Consider the following 15,659-nt stretch of genomic DNA (forward strand, 5'->3'; position numbering starts at 1 on the left):
TCGCGCGGGCGCCTTTGGTTCAGGCACCCGGCTGTATTAGCACTGTGGTTGGTGGGGCTCGGCCCAACACCAGCTTTATTGTCCCACCCACCAACGCTCTCTCACATCCTGACCCGTTTCCACCAACGTTCTCTCACAACCTGACCCGTTTCCGCGGATGTTCTTTCACATCCAACCAACTCTTCGGCGATCATTTCTGAACGTGTTCAAATTCAGGGGTATACTCGTTATTGAACACGTTCAAAACTTGGTTCGAGGAGTAGTTCATGGCAGCAAAAAGCGAACAGACCCGGCAGCTTGTAGCCGACGTCGCACTCAAAATGTTCCGCGAAATCGGCTTCGAGAAGACCACGATGCGTGCCATCGCGCAGGAGGCGGGAGTTTCCGTCGGCAATGCCTACTACTACTTCGCCTCCAAGGATGAACTCGTCCAGGAGCTGTACATCCAAGTCCAGAAGGAGCATGCGGAGGTTGCGGCACGAGCCCTCAGGGACGTCCACGATCTCGCAGGTCGACTGAAAGCCGTACTGCACACCGGCGTCGACGTCATGGCGCCCTATCACCAGTTCGGCTCAGATTTCATCTCAACCGCAATCCGGCCGACGTCGCCAGTCAACCCATTCGGCGAGGCGTCCACCGCCGCCCGCGAGGCTTCGCTGGCGATCTTCCGGTCCGCCGTCGACGATTCCTCCCCCGCCGTCGCCAAAAAACTGCGCGAAGATCTACCGGAGCTGCTGTGGCTTGCATATATGGGTGTCGCACTTTTCTGGGTTTACGACAAATCCGAGGGCCAACGGCGCACGCGGAAACTGATCGACGGCGCCGCGCCCTTGGTAGCGCGGGGGTTGTCGCTCGCGAAGATTCCCGGCGTCAGCAAGGTATTTGACGACGTTCTGGGACTCGTCCGCAGCGTGAAGGAAGGATCGTGATGCCGCGCACAGTGGTCCTTGCGGGCGCTACCGGCTTCATTGGCAGCTACTTCAAGCATCGTTTTGTTGCTGAGGGTTGGCAGGTTCGGACGGTCGGGCGGGATGCTTCAGCTGATGCTCTATGGAACGACGACGGCGCCATCGCCAAGGTGCTGAACGGCGCCGAACTGCTGGTGAACCTCGCCGGACGATCCGTGAATTGCCGCTACAACGACCGGAACCGCCAGGAGATCGTGGACTCCCGGGTTTTGACAACTCGTGTGCTGGGCCGTGCGGTTGCTCGATGCTCCGACCCGCCTGGGACGTGGATCAACGCCAGCACTGGCACGATCTATCGGCACGCGGAGGATCGCTCACAATCTGAAGGAGCGGGCGTGCTGGGCAGCGGGTTCTCTGTAGACGTGGCCCGTGCGTGGGAGGGCGAGTTGGCTGCTGCCAATGTTCCGGGCACTCGAAAGGTTCCGCTTCGCATTGCGATCGTCCTCGGTCCGGGCGGCGGCGTGATGACTCCCCTGCGGAATCTGGCCCGCCTTGGTTTGGGTGGGCATATGGGGCCGGGCACGCAGAAGTTCAGCTGGATCCATGTGGAGGATCTGTTCCGCGCCGTGGTGTTTGTCCACGGCCAGCCTGCACTCACGGGTCCAGTAAACGCAGCAACGCCGTATGCCGTGGATAACCGCGAACTGATGTCGCTGGTTCGGCAAAGTATGGGTGTCCCGTTTGGCATCCCGACGCCGGCTTGGCTGCTCGAAGCCGGAGCGCTCCTCATCCGGACACAGACGGAACTGGTGTTGAAGAGCCGGTGGGTCGAACCCCGGAAGTTAGTCGATGCCGGTTTCAGCTTCACGCATCCAGGTCTGGCCGGTGCGCTCAACGCGATCGCAAGGGGCAAGTGATGAGTCTGACCGCCCCTTCGGAAGTCTGGACCTACGGGTCAAGGGATCGAGTGGTTTTGGGCTGGAAGGCCCTGGTGATAGGCATCTTGATCTCACACCTGGTGTTCGGCATCCTCTTTGCCCTATCAAACCCAGCCTGGGGCGTCGTTTTGTTCGTCTTCAGTGCCCCACCAGCTTGGGCAATCGCTGCCGCGGTGGGCTCACTCTTGGGCTTGGCGCTGCGACGCATCCGGAATCAATGGATTCATGTCGCAGCATTCTTCACGACTGCGGCACTTATGTGCGTCCCCTTCGGAGGTTTTTGGAGTCCCATAACCTGGGCCTTTCCGTTGAGCATTGCCGTCGCAGCAGGAATAGCGCGCCTCTCCATTTGGAAAATCGTCCGCATCAACGACGCACGTTCTCTCACATAATTACCGCCTTCCCAGAACCCTCTCGCACATCCCGACGCATTCCGGGCAACGTTCTCTCACATCCGGCAGCGCTCAAGGGGTCATTGGCGCCGTGATCTTGTGCCTAGGTAGCGGCGAACCCTTTTCGCGTATTCCGCATAGGGTCGTCCAAAGGCCTCCAACAGCGCAGCCTCTTCGCGTAGTAGTCCCCTGTGATCCACGAGCATTCCGATCGGCAATGTCACGAGCACCCATGATGAACCGGCGAGTGTCCCGGCGCCCAAATGGATGAGCCACCACCCCACGTACATAGGATGGCGGGTCAATGCATAAGGGCCGCTCGTTACGAGCTCCTCTGGCCTCTCCAAATCGAAAGTGCCCGTCGAGCGGCGGTCTCGTTCAGCCAGGGCCCAGGCATTCAGCCCACCGCCAATCGCCAGGAGACCAGAACCCGCCATCCTGTGAAGCGCGTGGGACCCCGGCAATGACCAGGGGCTAGCCCTTCCGAGAAGGACCATCATGGTCACTCCGGTCACTTGGCCCGGAGGAAGGGGCAGGTTGCCGAATAACCTCCTCAACGTCAGCCGAGGGCCCGGGGATGGCTGAGAAAAAGTCGCCATGTCTGAACAGTAACCCCGCGATCCGCTCTTGTCCGCAGCAAGGAAACAGGATGTGACAGAGCATCCGCCGAAAGCGGTCAGGATCTGAGAGTGCATCCGCCGAAACCGGTCAGGACCTGATAGAGGAACCACCAGAAGGCCAAGGGATGTGAGAGAACATCCGGAGGGACCACAGCGGGAAGGCGGGATCAAAGCCAAAGCCGCACACCGCCGTCGTGCGTTCAGGGCGTTGAGGGCGTTCAAGGCGTTCAGGGCGTTGAGGGCGTTCAGGGCGTTCAAGGCGTTCAGGGCATTCATGGGCCCGAAACCTAAGGAAGTGTTAGGAAATCGCCCCGGGCGTTGGCTGTGCCGTGCATCACCAATAGTTTGGATTATGTCCTCTTCACCCATGGAGGACCTTTCTTAGTCGACGAAGAGCCATGCGCAAGGACGCCATGAGCAAGAGCTTCATGGACAGAACGAACTCATGCAAGACACGGCTGCCATCCCAGGCGCCGTCCAGGAAGGTTCATTGATGAGCACCCAACAAGTTGCGCCCCTCAGCGAGGCCGCACAGACACGCAAGGCCGTGAGCAACATCCTCAAAGGCTCCGCGGGCAACCTCGTGGAGTGGTTCGATCTCTACGTCTATACGGTTTTCGCGGCATATTTCCAGTCGCACTTCTTCAACTCCTCGGACGATCTGCAGGCTGGCCTCGAAGCTATGGCCGTCTTCTCGACGTCGTTCCTCATGCGTCCAATCGGCAGCTGGTTCTTCGGCCGATACGCCGACCGTAAGGGCCGCAAGGCCGCGCTGACCCTCAGTGTGACTATGATGTCGGCCGGTTCGTTTGCCATCGCGATCCTGCCAACGCAGGATGTGATTGGGCTGTGGGCACTGATCCTGCTGGTCTTCATCCGGGTGGTGCAGGGCTTCTCGGTCGGCGGCGAATACGGCACCAGCGCCACCTACATGTCCGAGGCTGCGACTGCCAAGCGCCGCGGTTTCTTCTCCAGCTTCCAGTACGTAACACTCATTGGCGGGCAGATGCTGGCCCTCTTGGTACTCGTGATCCTGCAGAACACTATGAGCAAAGAGGACCTGACGGCCTGGGGCTGGCGAATTCCTTTCGCGATTGGTGGCGTAGCTGCGCTGGTTGTCCTCTGGCTTCGCCGTTCCATGGAAGAAACGCTTTCCGCCGATCAGCTCCGCGCCGCCCATGTGAAGGTTGAAGGCGAGGCGCAGCCGGGGACAATGAAGCTGCTGTTCACCAAGCACTGGAAGCCGCTGCTCATCTGCATTGGCATCACGCTCGGTGGCACCGTGGCGTTCTACACGTACACCAACTTCATCCTGAAGTTCATGAACGATACGTCCGGCATCGCCAAGACCGATACCTCCGTTATCAACTTCTGGGCTTTGTTCATCTTCATGTTGCTTCAGCCGGTCTATGGCTTGATTTCGGACAAGATCGGCCGCAAACCGCTGCTGATTTGGTTCGGCGTTACGGGCGTACTGTTCACGTGGCCGCTGCTCTCCACGCTGTCCGGAACCAAGGATCCGTTCATGGCGTTCCTGCTCATGCTCGGCGGCCTGCTCATGGTGGGCGGCTACACCTCGATCAATGCGCTGGTGAAAGCTGAGCTGTTCCCGGCATCGATCCGCGCCCTGGGTGTCGGCTTGGGGTATGCGATCGCGAACTCGCTGTTCGGTGGCACGGTTCCGCTGATTGGCGCCGCGCTGCAGAAGGCCGGGCAGGTGGACATGTTCTTCACCTACGTGACTGCCGCGATCTTCATCTCGTTGCTGGTGTACATCTTCGCGCTGAAAAACAAGAAGGCCACGCACTTGGACGCCGAGCAGGGAAGCGCGTTCGCCGCGAAGGGCTCTTCTTCACGGGACGCCGACGAGGACAAGAAGGACCTCGCCAACGCTTGAACCAGCTGGATTGTGAGGCCCGTTCTGCGCTCTTTGGTCACTCCGAGGGGCGCAGAGCGGGCCTCACAACGTTAAGCAGGCGCGGGATGTGAGAGAACGTCCTGCCAAAGGGGGCAGGATGTGAGAGAACGTGCCGCCAAAGGGGGCAGGATGTGAGCGAACGTCCGACGGCGGATCGGGAACCGAAGGCGCGGGGCGCTGGAAGGCGGATCCGGCAGGAAGGGAGTAATCTCCAAGACGGACCATCGGACCTCCAACCAATCAACCAATCAACCAATCAACCAATCAACCAATCAACCAATCAACCAATCAACCAATCAACCAATCAACCAATCAACCAATCAACCAATCAACCAACCGTCCAACCATCACCCGTCAACGTCAACCAACCAACCAACCAACCAACCAACCAGCCAACCAGCCAACCAGCCAACCAACCGTCCCCCGTCCAGCCATCGGGCCCAAAACCACCAACCAACCAAGCGGCAAAGGATCACACAGTGCACGTGCTCATCGTCGAAGATGACGACGCCATGGCGTCCGCTTTGAGCGCTGCCGTTGCATCCGCCGGCCACAAAGCCACCAGGGTATCCCGTGGCGAGGACGCACTCCTGGGCCATCGCCACCACGAAGTGATCCTGCTCGATCTCGGTTTGCCGGACTTGGACGGGTTGGACGTTCTACGGAAACTGCGACAGGTCACACAAGTCCCCATCCTGATCCTCACGGCGCGCGACGACGAACGAAGCGTGGTCCTGGGTCTTCGTTCCGGAGCGGATGACTACCTGGTGAAGCCCGTGAAGCTCGTGGAATTGCTGGCAAGGATCGAAGCGGTGACTCGCCGTACCAACCGTGCCGGGCAGGCGGCACCCCACAGCATCGTGGTGGGAGAGGTCAGCGTGGACCTGGACCGCAGGACGGCGTCTGTTGGCGAAAGGGAACTCTCACTGACCGCAACAGAGTTCGAACTCCTCAGCCTCCTGGCAAGGAACGCAGGATCAGTGGTGACCAGGGAACAGATCCTCGATGCCCTCTGGGGTGACGCTTTCCTCGCAAATTCCCGGTCCCTCGACGTGCACCTCACGGGTCTCCGGTCCAAGCTCCAACTACCCGGCTTCATCATCAACGTCCGCGGGGTCGGTTACCGCGTCGAGCAGCCGTGAAAATCCGTGTCCTGGCCATCCTGAGCGTGATCGCAGTGCTCATGGTGGTCACCGTGTCCAGCGTGATCCTGACGTCGGCCAGCAGGGAGCTCACGCAGGAACTCCAGATCAACCGCGTGACCTCATTGAACCGATTCGCCCAGCTCGCAAATGACGCTTCCTTGGACAACGACACCACCCAGCTGCAACGCGAAATGGATCGCTATTCCGAGCTCTACGGCGAGGGGATCCTGATCCGTCTGCAGCAGCGAACAGTGCGCTCAGGCGGGCTCAACGAGGACCGGGCCGAAGTCCGTGACGCACTGAACCGCGCCAGTCTGAACCTCAGCGACACCACGCTTAGCCCGCTCAGGCCCTTCGGATCCGGGACGGAGGTTATCTCGAGGTCCTTCGGCACGGCCAGCCAGGTGCTTGGCGAGGCCGTCCTTGAAGTCGATCCCGAAGCGGCCCGGCAGAAACTACGGGAGCGGTGGCTCGTCGTCGGGCTTGCCGCAGTGGCGCTCGGGGCGCTCCTCCTCTTGGCAGCGGCCCGCATCACCGGCTGGGTTCTGCGGCCGGTCCATCGCTTGAGCAATGCCGTCCACGAACTTGAGACGACGGGCAAGACGAGCCATCTTCCCGACGCCGGCCCGCCCGAGCTGCGGGAGCTGAGCCGTTCGTTCACCGCGATGGCCAACACTGTCACCGAGAGCATCGATTCGCAGCGCCAGCTGATCGCTGACACATCGCACGAACTACGGAATCCAGTGGGTGCCTTGCGGCTCCGGATCGATCTGCTGCAGCTGGCACTGAAGTCCGAGCCTGAAAAAGCCGCTGCGGCCGGTGTAGTGGCTGAGCTTGAGCGTGTGGAGGCAATTCTCGACGGCGTGCTGAAGCTGGCGACGGCGGAACACCGCGCTTTCGAGGGCTCGGCGCGCGTGCAGCATGAAGCTGAGCACAAACACCACACCGTCATCGATCCTTTCCCAATCCTGCAAGGAGAGGTGGAGCGGGCGATGCCAGCTGCCGAGCGCGCCAATTCGACGATCACGCTGGCGCAGCCGGAGCAACCGCTCCACCTCGCCTGCAATCCGGATGAGCTGGCACATATGGTGGGTGAGCTTCTGGCCAACGCCATCAAGTACGCTCCCGCCGCCCGGATCACGGTGGCAATGAAGCGGACGCGAGGAGGGGTCGCCGTCGAGATTTCCGACGACGGTCCCGGGCTTTCCGCCGAGCAGCGCGCTGCGTCCACGACGCGGTTCTGGCGGGCCCCGCAGCACAGCAAGATCGCAGGCAACGGCCTGGGCATGACGATCGTGGACCGTCTGGCGCATGCGAACGACGCTGAGCTTGTGCTTGAGGGAAGAGAACCGCACGGATTGACGGCCCGGCTTGAATTCCAGCAAGCGCCCGGGGGCCGGGATGAATAGCAGGATCGTGGCAAGGCGCTCTGTACTCAGAGCCGGACTATCGGCTGGTTTGGCTGGGCTACTGCTGCCGGTTTCCACCTCTTGTTCCGGCGAGGAGAAGCCGCAAAAGCTAACGGTCGCCGGTGGTGAACCAGGTGGCTTTTACCTGGAGTTCGCAACATTGTTCGCGGAGTTGCTCCAACGCGAGGGTGTAGCCAAAACCGCCGTGCCGCTGACCACTGGCGGAAGCCTGGAGAACATTCGGCGAGTGTTGTCCGGCGAGGCGACGTTCGCCGTCGCGCTCGCGGACGCGGCCGCCCAGTCCGCGGCCACCCCGCAGCCCGGTGGGAATCTTGTGGCGCTCGGAAAGGTGTACCAAAACTATGTTCATTGCATCGTGCGGGAGGACAGCGGTCTGCGTTCCTTCGCCGACCTGGCTGGCAAGACCGCCGGTGTTGGCGAAGTAGGCTCGGGGACATCGCTGACCGTTCCGCGCATCATCTCCGCAGCTCCTGCAGACATGGGCCTCAGGCAGGTGAATCTCGGCCTGAACCAAGGGTTGGCCGCCTTGCGGGACGGGTCCATTGATGCCCTGTTCTGGTCCGGCGGCGTGCCAACCGCTGCCATCGCATCAACCGCCAATGACATTGGCCTTCGGCTGATCGACCTCTCCGAGCACATCAAGGCCATGCGCGAACAATTCGGCGTTTTCTATGATCGCGTCCTGATCCCCGCCAAGAGCTATGGGGACGCCGATGCAACATGGACCGTGGGCATGGCCAACCTGCTCCTTTGCCGCAGCGACCTCGCTGACCGCCTGGTTTCGGAGTCCGTAAAACTTCTGGTGGAACGGGCTCAGGACCTGGTCCCGAAGACGAGCACTGGGGTGCAGTTCCTCAGCCCTGAGACGCTCATCAACACCGCGGGCGTGCCCCTTCACCCCGCCGCCGAGGCAGCTTACCGTCGCTTGCACGGCTAAGGGTTACGCGCGCTGCCGCCCTAACGGCGCCGTCGAAATCGGCCGGCCGCCGCGAAATCGGCTCCCCGACGGGCAGCTGGCAAGATGGAAGACATGACTTCAGCCGTTGCCCCTGCCATTGCACTGACCATCGCCGGCTCCGAAGCGACCGGCGGCGCCGGCGCGCAGGCCGACCTCAAGACCTTCCAGGAACTGGGAGTTTTCGGCATCGCGAACCTCACGTGCATCGTTTCCTTCAACCCCCAGGACAGTTGGAACCACCGTTTTGTTCCGGTTGACCAGCAGGTTATTGCTGACCAATTGGAAGCCACGACGGCGGCCTACGGTCCCGCTTCCGGCGCACCGTCCCTGTTGGACACCGTGAAGATTGGCATGCTCGGAAGTCCGGCAACCATCAGCACGGTGGAGAAGGCGTTGGCCGACGGCTCCTTCGCAAATGTGGTCCTTGACCCGGTCCTGATCTGCAAGGGACAGGAGCCCGGCCACGCCTTGGACACTGACCAGGCCTTGAAAGCGCAGATCCTGCCTTTGGCTACTTTCGTCACTCCCAACCACTTTGAGGCCGAATCCCTGTCCGGACTGACCATTACGGACGAAGAAACGTTGAAAGCCGCTGCCGTTCGTATCCACGAGATCAGCGGCGCAGCAGTCCTCGCCAAAGGTGGGGTGAGGCTGGAAGGCCCTGACGCCGTCGACGTTTACTATGACGGCGAAACGCTGGAAGTCCTGCGCAGTCCTAAGGTTGGCGACGTGGCTGTGTCCGGTGCCGGTTGCTCCCTGGCTGCGGCCGTGACCGCTGAATTGGCCAAGGGCGCCACTCCGCTGGAGGCTGCACGCACCGCGAAGGCGTTCGTAACAGCTGGCATCAAGAACCGGGTATCCTCGGGTGCTCCGTTCGATGCCCTGTGGCAGGGCGGATCCCGCTAGCGCGAGACCTTGCCCATCAGCGAGGCGACCGGGCGTAGGAACAGCGGGCGGGCCAGGAACCAGGCGGCCGCCGTAAAGACGATTGAGGCGGCGAAAATGCCGAAGCCCCACCAGCTGTAATCGTTGTTCGAGGCGTACATGTGGTTCAGGTTGTTCAGCGCACCGGTGGCCAAGACCAACGTGACGTGGACGATCACGAACGCCACAAAGTAGATCATCACCGGGAAGTGGATCTGGCGGGCGAGTTCGATCGGGTAGAACTTGTTGATCGCCGCCTTTTTCGGCCACGCACCGGACATCCGAAGGCCGGTGATGATTGCCAGCGGGGCGGCGATGAAGACGGTGACAAAGTACGTCAGGAGCTGAAGGCTGTTGTAGTTGTTCCAGCCGTTCTCAATGGGCCAGTTCAAGGAGGCATACTGCAGCGCTGCGGACAGGGCATTGGGGAAGACGTCCCAGTTGGTGGGGATGATCCGCAGCCATTGGCCGGTCGCGAACAGCAGGATGATGAAAATGATGCCGTTCAACACCCACAAGGCATCCAGCGTGAGATGGAACCAGAGATCCAGGCTGATCTTGGCCGGCGCGTTCTTGGTCTTGATGAAGCCTTTGTTGTTCCGGGTCCAGTAAGCCGGCGGCCTTGTGGTGGTCCGTACCTGCCAGCCAGAGCGGATGATCAGGACCAGGAAGAACATGTTGAGGAAGTGCTGCCAACCGAGCCAGGCCGGGAAGCCTGTGGGGGTGCCTTCGGGGATCGCTGAGTGTCCGGGATAGTCCACCAGGAACTGTTGGACGGGTTGCAGCGTCCGGAGCCACTGCGCGATGAGCACCAGGATCAGCGCCACCACCAAAGCTATGGCGGTAACGACGACGGGTTTGAACCACCTGTTCGACGTGATCCCGGACGACTTGCTTGAAACGGACATCAGGCCGCGTTCCTCTCTGGCTTTGTTTGGCGTGCGACCAGTTGGCGCTCTCTCATAGCGATTCAACCAGTTGCAGCGCGACGGTAAAAACGGCACCCGGGTTTCGGGGCGTTTGACGTCAAAAATCGCAGCATTCGGATACATACTGCAACACATATTTCTAGAACGAGCTTCTAAGATTCTTTCCTTTAGTTGATTGATGGTCAAGGGGTTTGATTGCTTCAAGTTTCGGACTTGGTGAAGGTACGATTCCAGAAAGAAGCCCGACGACACTCCGGCAAACTGCATGTCGCGGCGAAGGGAGCATCCTTGGTTCGGAAAACCTCCAACGCGGCAGTCCATGCCGGCTCGTGGCAATGGACGCGGACAGCCGCCACCCGAAGAAACCTCCTGGATGCGGCCAGGGAAGTTTTTTGTGAGCACGGCTTCACCGATGCCAACATTTCGGACGTCGTGGCCCGTTCCGGGTCAAGCGTCGGCAGCCTGTATCACCACTTCGGGGGCAAGACCGAACTCTTCCTGGCCCTCTGGGATGATTATCAAAACGAGCATGAGAGGCTCGTCGCCGCGGCTGTAGCAAAGGCCCGCACGTCAGGCGAGAACGATCCGTTGGCACTGTTCAACGTGGGCGGCCGCAGCTATTTCGATTACACCTGGACACACCGCGCATTGGAGCGGGTGTTCATCGAGGGCGACACTCCCCCGGGGTTCGAGGTACTGCGACGTGAACGTGGACGCGAGTGGGTCCGGCAAAACTCCGTGCTGCTGGGCGCCAGCGACGACCCTCTGGGAAAGCTCACGGTCGCGGTCATCACGGACATCATCACTCTGGCCGGAAACGAGGTCGCCTTGAGTTCATCCAAGCGGCAGGCGGACGACGTCGTTGAGGCTGCGGCAGTGCTGGTGGCGCGGCTGGTTCCATAGCCATCGCTCTCTCACATCCGGGCCCGTTGCGGCCGACCTTCTCTCACATCCTGACCCGTTCCGGCCGACGCTCTCTCACATCACCCTTCAGCGGGGATCAGCAACCCAACCCGTGAACAGTGGCAGGCCGGTTTCAACGTGCACTATCTCGTAGTGGAACGGGTGGTCGAGCGTGATCTCGCGTTCGGGGATCAAGGCGCTTGAGGCGTCGGCATTGATCTGGGTCACCGCGGCAGCGATAGTGCCCTTCTCGGCAACCGTGATGTTCGCTGCCTGCGCGGCCTGGGTCAGGAACATCCCATGTTGAATCGAATCGAAGTCGGAGTCGGTAGCGAGCATCTCCTTCAAGCCCAACGTCTCGAAGACCTTCCGAAGATCGAAGGCGGTCTTATGGTCCCACTTCGGCAGGGTTATCTGGACCATTTCGTGGTCCCCACCGGTCAGGTGGAGGTCTGCCTGACTAAGTACCTCAGCCGGAACCGCCGCCGGAACCGCTGAACCCGAGGGACCGCCGTCGGGCAGTACCAATCGCATCAGGAAACCTTCGGCGTAGGGCAAATCAACTGCCTTCCAGCCCGCCCCTTCCGCGTAGGCCATGCTGGTGGCAGCGTGCATGGTGGGCACGGAAATCTTTTCCCCGCCGGCTTTGGTGAAGGGCCGCTCGGTGGTGTCGTTGGCGTCGAAGGGTGTTTGCCAGGCTGCGGCAAAGTAAAGAGAGTTGAGCAGGCTCAGCGTGTTGTCGGGGTCATATTTTGCCGGCGCTTCCTTGATCCTGCCACCCGTGTTCTTGCTCACCCATTGATCGATGGCGGGTTTGGTCACGGCCTCGTCCTGGAAGGAGACCGGGTAGACGCCCGTGCCGTAGTGCTTGGCGAGGGTTGCCAGGAAATTCTCGCCGGTGGGCACGCCTTTGTCCACGAACATCCCGTTGGCTGAGTGCAATACGGGTTTGCGCGGCGGGTTCTCTTCGTCCACCGAGCCGGGATCGCCGTCGTACTTCTCCAGGGACGCGAGCAACGCGTTCATCGCTTCGTCGCGATCCGCGGTGGGCAGCCCAAGGACTTTGTCCATTTCCGCCGCTGTAGCCCCGGAAGCACCGGCCCGCAGCATGCCTAGCGCGATCAGCAGGCTGGCGGGCGAGGACACCACGTTGCCATCCGTGGCGTCACCACCATCGGCAAGCAGGACGGCGCCGAGCTTTCGCGCGGAGGCGTTGAACGCTTCGAATTGCGTGGGGTAGTCGGCCGTTTGGACACTAACGCGAGTGACGCCGTCGGCCTTAAGAAGCCCGACGTCGGCAGGCTGTGGTGCGCAGGCCGTTACCGTTGCGGAGCCAATCGCCAGAGCAGCTGCCGCCACTACCGCTGCCGCTTTCCGGACTCGAATCATGTGCATCCCCTTTGCCCGCGAGTGTCGTACTCACATCGTGCTCCATTCGGCAGCAGAACTCACGGGAAGTGATAGAAGGATTCCCGAATGTTGTCAGGAAGTGATAGAGCATCGGGGGAAAAGCGGGCAGGATGTGAGAGAGCGTCAGCGCTCGGAGTGAGCCGCCAGGAAGCTGTACACCTCGGTTTCGTCCACGCCCGGGAACGCGCCCGGGGGCATGGCTGCGAGCAGGTGCGAATGAGCCCGTGCCGACGGCCAGGCATTGCCGGCCCACTCGTTCGCAAGTGAGGCAGGTGGTCGCTTGCAGCAGTTCGGGTCCGGGCACGTCGAGGTAGCACGGGCCGTCGTCTCGCGCCCACGGAACCATTTCACGTGCTGGTACGGCACCCCAATACTCAGGGAAAATTCACCAGCGGCCGAGCGCTCGGTCCGGGCCGTGCACCAGTAAGTCCCGGAAGGCGTGTCCGTGTACTGGCTGTAGGCGCTGAACTTGTCCGGAACGTCGAACACCGCCCGCGACGTCCAGGCCTTGCACGACGGCTGCCCCTCGATGGCGCCGGTGTGATCCTGCGGGAAGGTCACGCCGTCGTTCTCGTAGGCCTTGTAGATGATGCCGGACTGGTGTGTCTTCTGGAAGTGCGTGGTGATGCCCAGGTGCTTGGTGGCCAGGTTGGTGAAGCGGTGCGCGGCGGTCTCGTAGGACACAGCGAAGGCATCCCGGATGTCCTCAACAGCGATTTCCTTCGCGGCCTTTGCCTTTTGGAGGAATTCAACGGTGGCATGCTCTGGCAGCAGCAGCGCGGCTGCGAAGTAGTTGGTGGCCACTCGCTGTGCCAGAAAATCGCCGTAGTTCCGCGGAGTTTCGTGCCCCAGGACATAGTGTCCCAAGGCTTGCAGAAGCACCGAACGGGGATCGTGATCCTGGCGTTGGTTCTGCGTTAGATAAATTCTGCGGTTCTTCAAATCCGTCACGGACCGGGTGGAATGGGGCAAATCGCCCACATGGTGCAACGAAAATCCGAGGTTCTCCGCGATGTCCGCAATGACGTGCTGGCTCAGTGGTCCAGTGGTGTAGCCAACCCCTTTGAGGACCTTCTGCGCCTCCGCCTCATACTCGGGGAAATAGTTACCGCGCTCACGCATCATGGCACGCAACTCGCCGTTCGCGCGGCGGGCTTCTTCCGGCGTCGCGACCTGCTCGTTAAGTTTGCGTTCGAGCTCCTGAAGCAGCCCCACCTGCGACTCCAGCACATCCAGCGGAAGCCGCGAGCTGATACGGATTTTCGGTAGGTTCAGGGACTCGTACAGAGGTCCGCGCTGGTACCGTTCGAGCTCGATTTCCAAGGCCGCGCGGCGGCTGGGCGGCTCGGCCCCCAGCAGCTGATCGATGCTCACGTTCAGGGCCGCGGCGAGTTGCTGAAGGAGCCCCAATTTGGGCTCGCGTTTACCGTTTTCGATCAGGCTCAATTGACTCGGAGCGGTCCCGACGGCGGCACTCAAGTCATCCAGCGTCAGGCCGGCCTGCTTGCGCAGATGGCGCACGCGCCGGCCAAGGCTGATGACGTCCAGTTCGGGGGACGTTGTGGACGACGACGGGGCGACTTCCCGATTCCAGCTCACAGGCGACATTTCTTGAGAATACGCGAAGAAGTGCATTTCTTTCCATAGTTTTCCTCTAGTAACCCTCTTGGAAGTGCAGAAAAGTAGGTCTTACGAAAAAGAAATACAGACCCCGGGTAAGCCGGCCGATGCAGCAAAGGCGCAGCGGAGGCCGGCCCGGGGAGCCCCGCTTGGATATTAGGAGACATGCAATGACCGCATCGTTTGAACCAGCAGAGTCCGCACAGACTGCAGAGCAGCAGGCAGCAGCGCTGGAACTTGAATGGTCCGCCGACCCGCGATGGGAAGGCGTCACCCGTGATTACTCGGCCACCGACGTCGTCCGCCTCCGTGGTCGCGTCTCCGAAGAGCACACCCTGGCCCGTCGCGGTTCGGAGAAGCTCTGGAAGCAGCTGACCGAGGAAGCTCCCACCGGCGGCTACACCAACGCCCTGGGTGCCCTGACCGGCAACCAGGCTGTTCAGCAGGTCAAGGCCGGCCTCCGCGCTATCTACCTTTCCGGCTGGCAGGTCGCCGCGGACGCGAACCTCTCGGGCCAGACCTACCCGGACCAGTCCCTGTACCCGGCCAACTCGGTACCCCAGGTTGTCCGCCGCATCAACAACGCCCTGCTCCGCGCAGACCAGATCGAATACGCTGAGGGCGTCAAGACCGTTGAAGACTGGCTGGTCCCGATCGTCGCCGACGCCGAAGCCGGCTTCGGCGGCCCGCTGAACGCCTACGAACTCATGAAGTCCATGATCACCGCAGGCGCCTCGGGCGTTCACTGGGAAGACCAGCTGGCCTCTGAAAAGAAGTGTGGCCACCTCGGCGGCAAGGTCCTGATTCCCACCCAGCAGCACATCCGGACCCTCAACGCAGCCCGCCTCGCGGCCGACGTCGCCGGCACCCCGACCGTCGTCATCGCCCGTACCGACGCCGAAGCGGCAACGCTGATCACCTCAGACGTTGACGAGCGCGACCAGGAATTCATCACTGGTGAGCGTACGGCCGAGGGCTTCTACAAGGTCCGCAACGGCATCGAACCCTGCATCGCCCGTGCCAAGGCCTACGCACCGTACTCGGACCTCATCTGGATGGAGACCGGCACCCCGGACCTGGAGCTCGCCCGCAAGTTCGCCGAATCGGTCAAGGCCGAGTTCCCGGACCAGATGCTCTCCTACAACTGCTCCCCGTCCTTCAACTGGCGCAAGCACCTGGACGACACCACGATTGCCAAGTTCCAGCGCGAACTCGGTGCCATGGGCTTCACGTTCCAGTTCATCACCCTGGCCGGCTTCCACGCCCTGAACTACTCGATGTTCGACCTCGCCCACGGCTACGCCCGTGAAGGCATGAGCGCCTACGTCGAACTCCAGGAAAAGGAATTCGCCTCCGAGTCACGCGGCTACACCGCCACCAAGCACCAGCGCGAAGTCGGCACCGGCTACTTCGACGACATCGCAACCGCGCTCAACCCGAACGCATCCACCCTCGCATTGGTCGGATCGACCGAAGAGGGCCAGTTCCACTAACCACTTCCGACGGCGGGACTCACCTCCGGCCTGCGGACCGGAACCGCTCTGCCTGCTATTCCCCGCGTCCC

General features: G+C 61.5%; 14 protein-coding genes. 10 read left to right on the forward strand and 4 right to left on the reverse strand.

The features are described from left to right. The first annotated feature begins 266 nt into the window (after positions 1-266). Genes ACTAQJ_RS13055 through ACTAQJ_RS13065 form a run of 3 tightly spaced genes read left to right on the forward strand, consistent with a single transcriptional unit; the run spans position 267 to position 2,238 of the window. On the forward strand, positions 267-929 hold the full coding sequence (locus tag ACTAQJ_RS13055) for a TetR/AcrR family transcriptional regulator (protein WP_498696665.1): 663 nt from the start codon (positions 267-269) through the stop codon (positions 927-929). After that, positions 926-1,825: a TIGR01777 family oxidoreductase gene (locus tag ACTAQJ_RS13060; RefSeq protein WP_498696667.1), complete on the forward strand. Its 900-nt coding sequence runs from the start codon at positions 926-928 to the stop codon at positions 1,823-1,825. The genes ACTAQJ_RS13055 and ACTAQJ_RS13060 overlap by 4 nt, the downstream gene beginning before the upstream one ends. Beyond that, a complete protein-coding gene (locus ACTAQJ_RS13065) occupies positions 1,825-2,238 on the forward strand; it encodes a hypothetical protein (RefSeq protein ID WP_498696670.1) in 414 nt (137 codons plus the stop codon). The genes ACTAQJ_RS13060 and ACTAQJ_RS13065 overlap by 1 nt, the downstream gene beginning before the upstream one ends. Positions 2,239-2,318: 80 nt before the next feature. On the opposite strand, the gene ACTAQJ_RS13070 is transcribed toward ACTAQJ_RS13065, so the two are convergent. Next, a complete protein-coding gene (locus ACTAQJ_RS13070) occupies positions 2,319-3,227 on the reverse strand; it encodes a methyltransferase family protein (protein ID WP_498696674.1) in 909 nt (302 codons plus the stop codon). A 124-nt stretch (positions 3,228-3,351) separates the two neighbouring features. On the opposite strand from ACTAQJ_RS13070, the gene ACTAQJ_RS13075 reads away from it, so the two are divergent. The 5 genes from ACTAQJ_RS13075 (at position 3,352) to ACTAQJ_RS13095 (ending at position 9,215) form a co-directional block, all read left to right on the forward strand. Continuing rightward, positions 3,352-4,755: an MFS transporter gene (locus ACTAQJ_RS13075; protein WP_498696676.1), complete on the forward strand. Its 1,404-nt coding sequence runs from the start codon at positions 3,352-3,354 to the stop codon at positions 4,753-4,755. A 500-nt stretch (positions 4,756-5,255) separates the two neighbouring features. Beyond that, positions 5,256-5,918, forward strand: coding sequence for a response regulator transcription factor (locus ACTAQJ_RS13080; RefSeq protein WP_498696678.1), 663 nt, complete (start codon positions 5,256-5,258; stop codon positions 5,916-5,918). Continuing rightward, entirely contained in the window at positions 5,915-7,330 is a 1,416-nt protein-coding gene (locus ACTAQJ_RS13085) for a sensor histidine kinase (RefSeq protein ID WP_498696680.1), read from the forward strand. The genes ACTAQJ_RS13080 and ACTAQJ_RS13085 overlap by 4 nt, the downstream gene beginning before the upstream one ends. Continuing rightward, positions 7,323-8,288, forward strand: coding sequence for a TAXI family TRAP transporter solute-binding subunit (locus ACTAQJ_RS13090; RefSeq protein ID WP_498696682.1), 966 nt, complete (start codon positions 7,323-7,325; stop codon positions 8,286-8,288). The genes ACTAQJ_RS13085 and ACTAQJ_RS13090 overlap by 8 nt, the downstream gene beginning before the upstream one ends. A 93-nt stretch (positions 8,289-8,381) precedes the next feature. After that, a complete protein-coding gene (locus ACTAQJ_RS13095; protein ID WP_498696685.1) occupies positions 8,382-9,215 on the forward strand; it encodes a hydroxymethylpyrimidine/phosphomethylpyrimidine kinase in 834 nt (277 codons plus the stop codon). Here the strand turns inward: ACTAQJ_RS13095 and ACTAQJ_RS13100 are convergent. Continuing rightward, positions 9,212-10,141, reverse strand: a complete 930-nt coding sequence (locus tag ACTAQJ_RS13100) for a cytochrome b/b6 domain-containing protein (RefSeq protein WP_498696686.1) — start codon at positions 10,139-10,141, stop codon at positions 9,212-9,214. The two genes, ACTAQJ_RS13095 and ACTAQJ_RS13100, sit on opposite strands and share 4 nt — an antisense overlap. 309 nt (positions 10,142-10,450) lie before the next feature. Between ACTAQJ_RS13100 and ACTAQJ_RS13105 the strand changes: the two genes are divergently transcribed. Continuing rightward, the gene (locus ACTAQJ_RS13105; protein ID WP_498696688.1) at positions 10,451-11,065 is read left to right on the forward strand and encodes a TetR/AcrR family transcriptional regulator; all 615 of its coding nucleotides are present in this window, start codon (positions 10,451-10,453) and stop codon (positions 11,063-11,065) included. Positions 11,066-11,152: 87 nt separating this feature from the next. Here ACTAQJ_RS13105 and ACTAQJ_RS13110 read toward each other — a convergent pair whose 3' ends face one another. Both ACTAQJ_RS13110 and ACTAQJ_RS13115 read right to left on the reverse strand, forming a co-directional pair. After that, positions 11,153-12,454, reverse strand: a complete 1,302-nt coding sequence (locus ACTAQJ_RS13110) for a serpin family protein (protein ID WP_498696691.1) — start codon at positions 12,452-12,454, stop codon at positions 11,153-11,155. 144 nt (positions 12,455-12,598) lie between these two features. Continuing rightward, the gene (locus tag ACTAQJ_RS13115; protein ID WP_498696694.1) at positions 12,599-14,110 is read right to left on the reverse strand and encodes a helix-turn-helix domain-containing protein; all 1,512 of its coding nucleotides are present in this window, start codon (positions 14,108-14,110) and stop codon (positions 12,599-12,601) included. A 155-nt stretch (positions 14,111-14,265) separates the two neighbouring features. On the opposite strand from ACTAQJ_RS13115, the gene aceA reads away from it, so the two are divergent. Continuing rightward, positions 14,266-15,588: an isocitrate lyase gene (gene aceA / locus ACTAQJ_RS13120; protein ID WP_498696696.1), complete on the forward strand. Its 1,323-nt coding sequence runs from the start codon at positions 14,266-14,268 to the stop codon at positions 15,586-15,588. Positions 15,589-15,659: the final 71 nt, after the last annotated feature.

The organism is Arthrobacter sp. alpha11c, assembly GCF_054149985.1.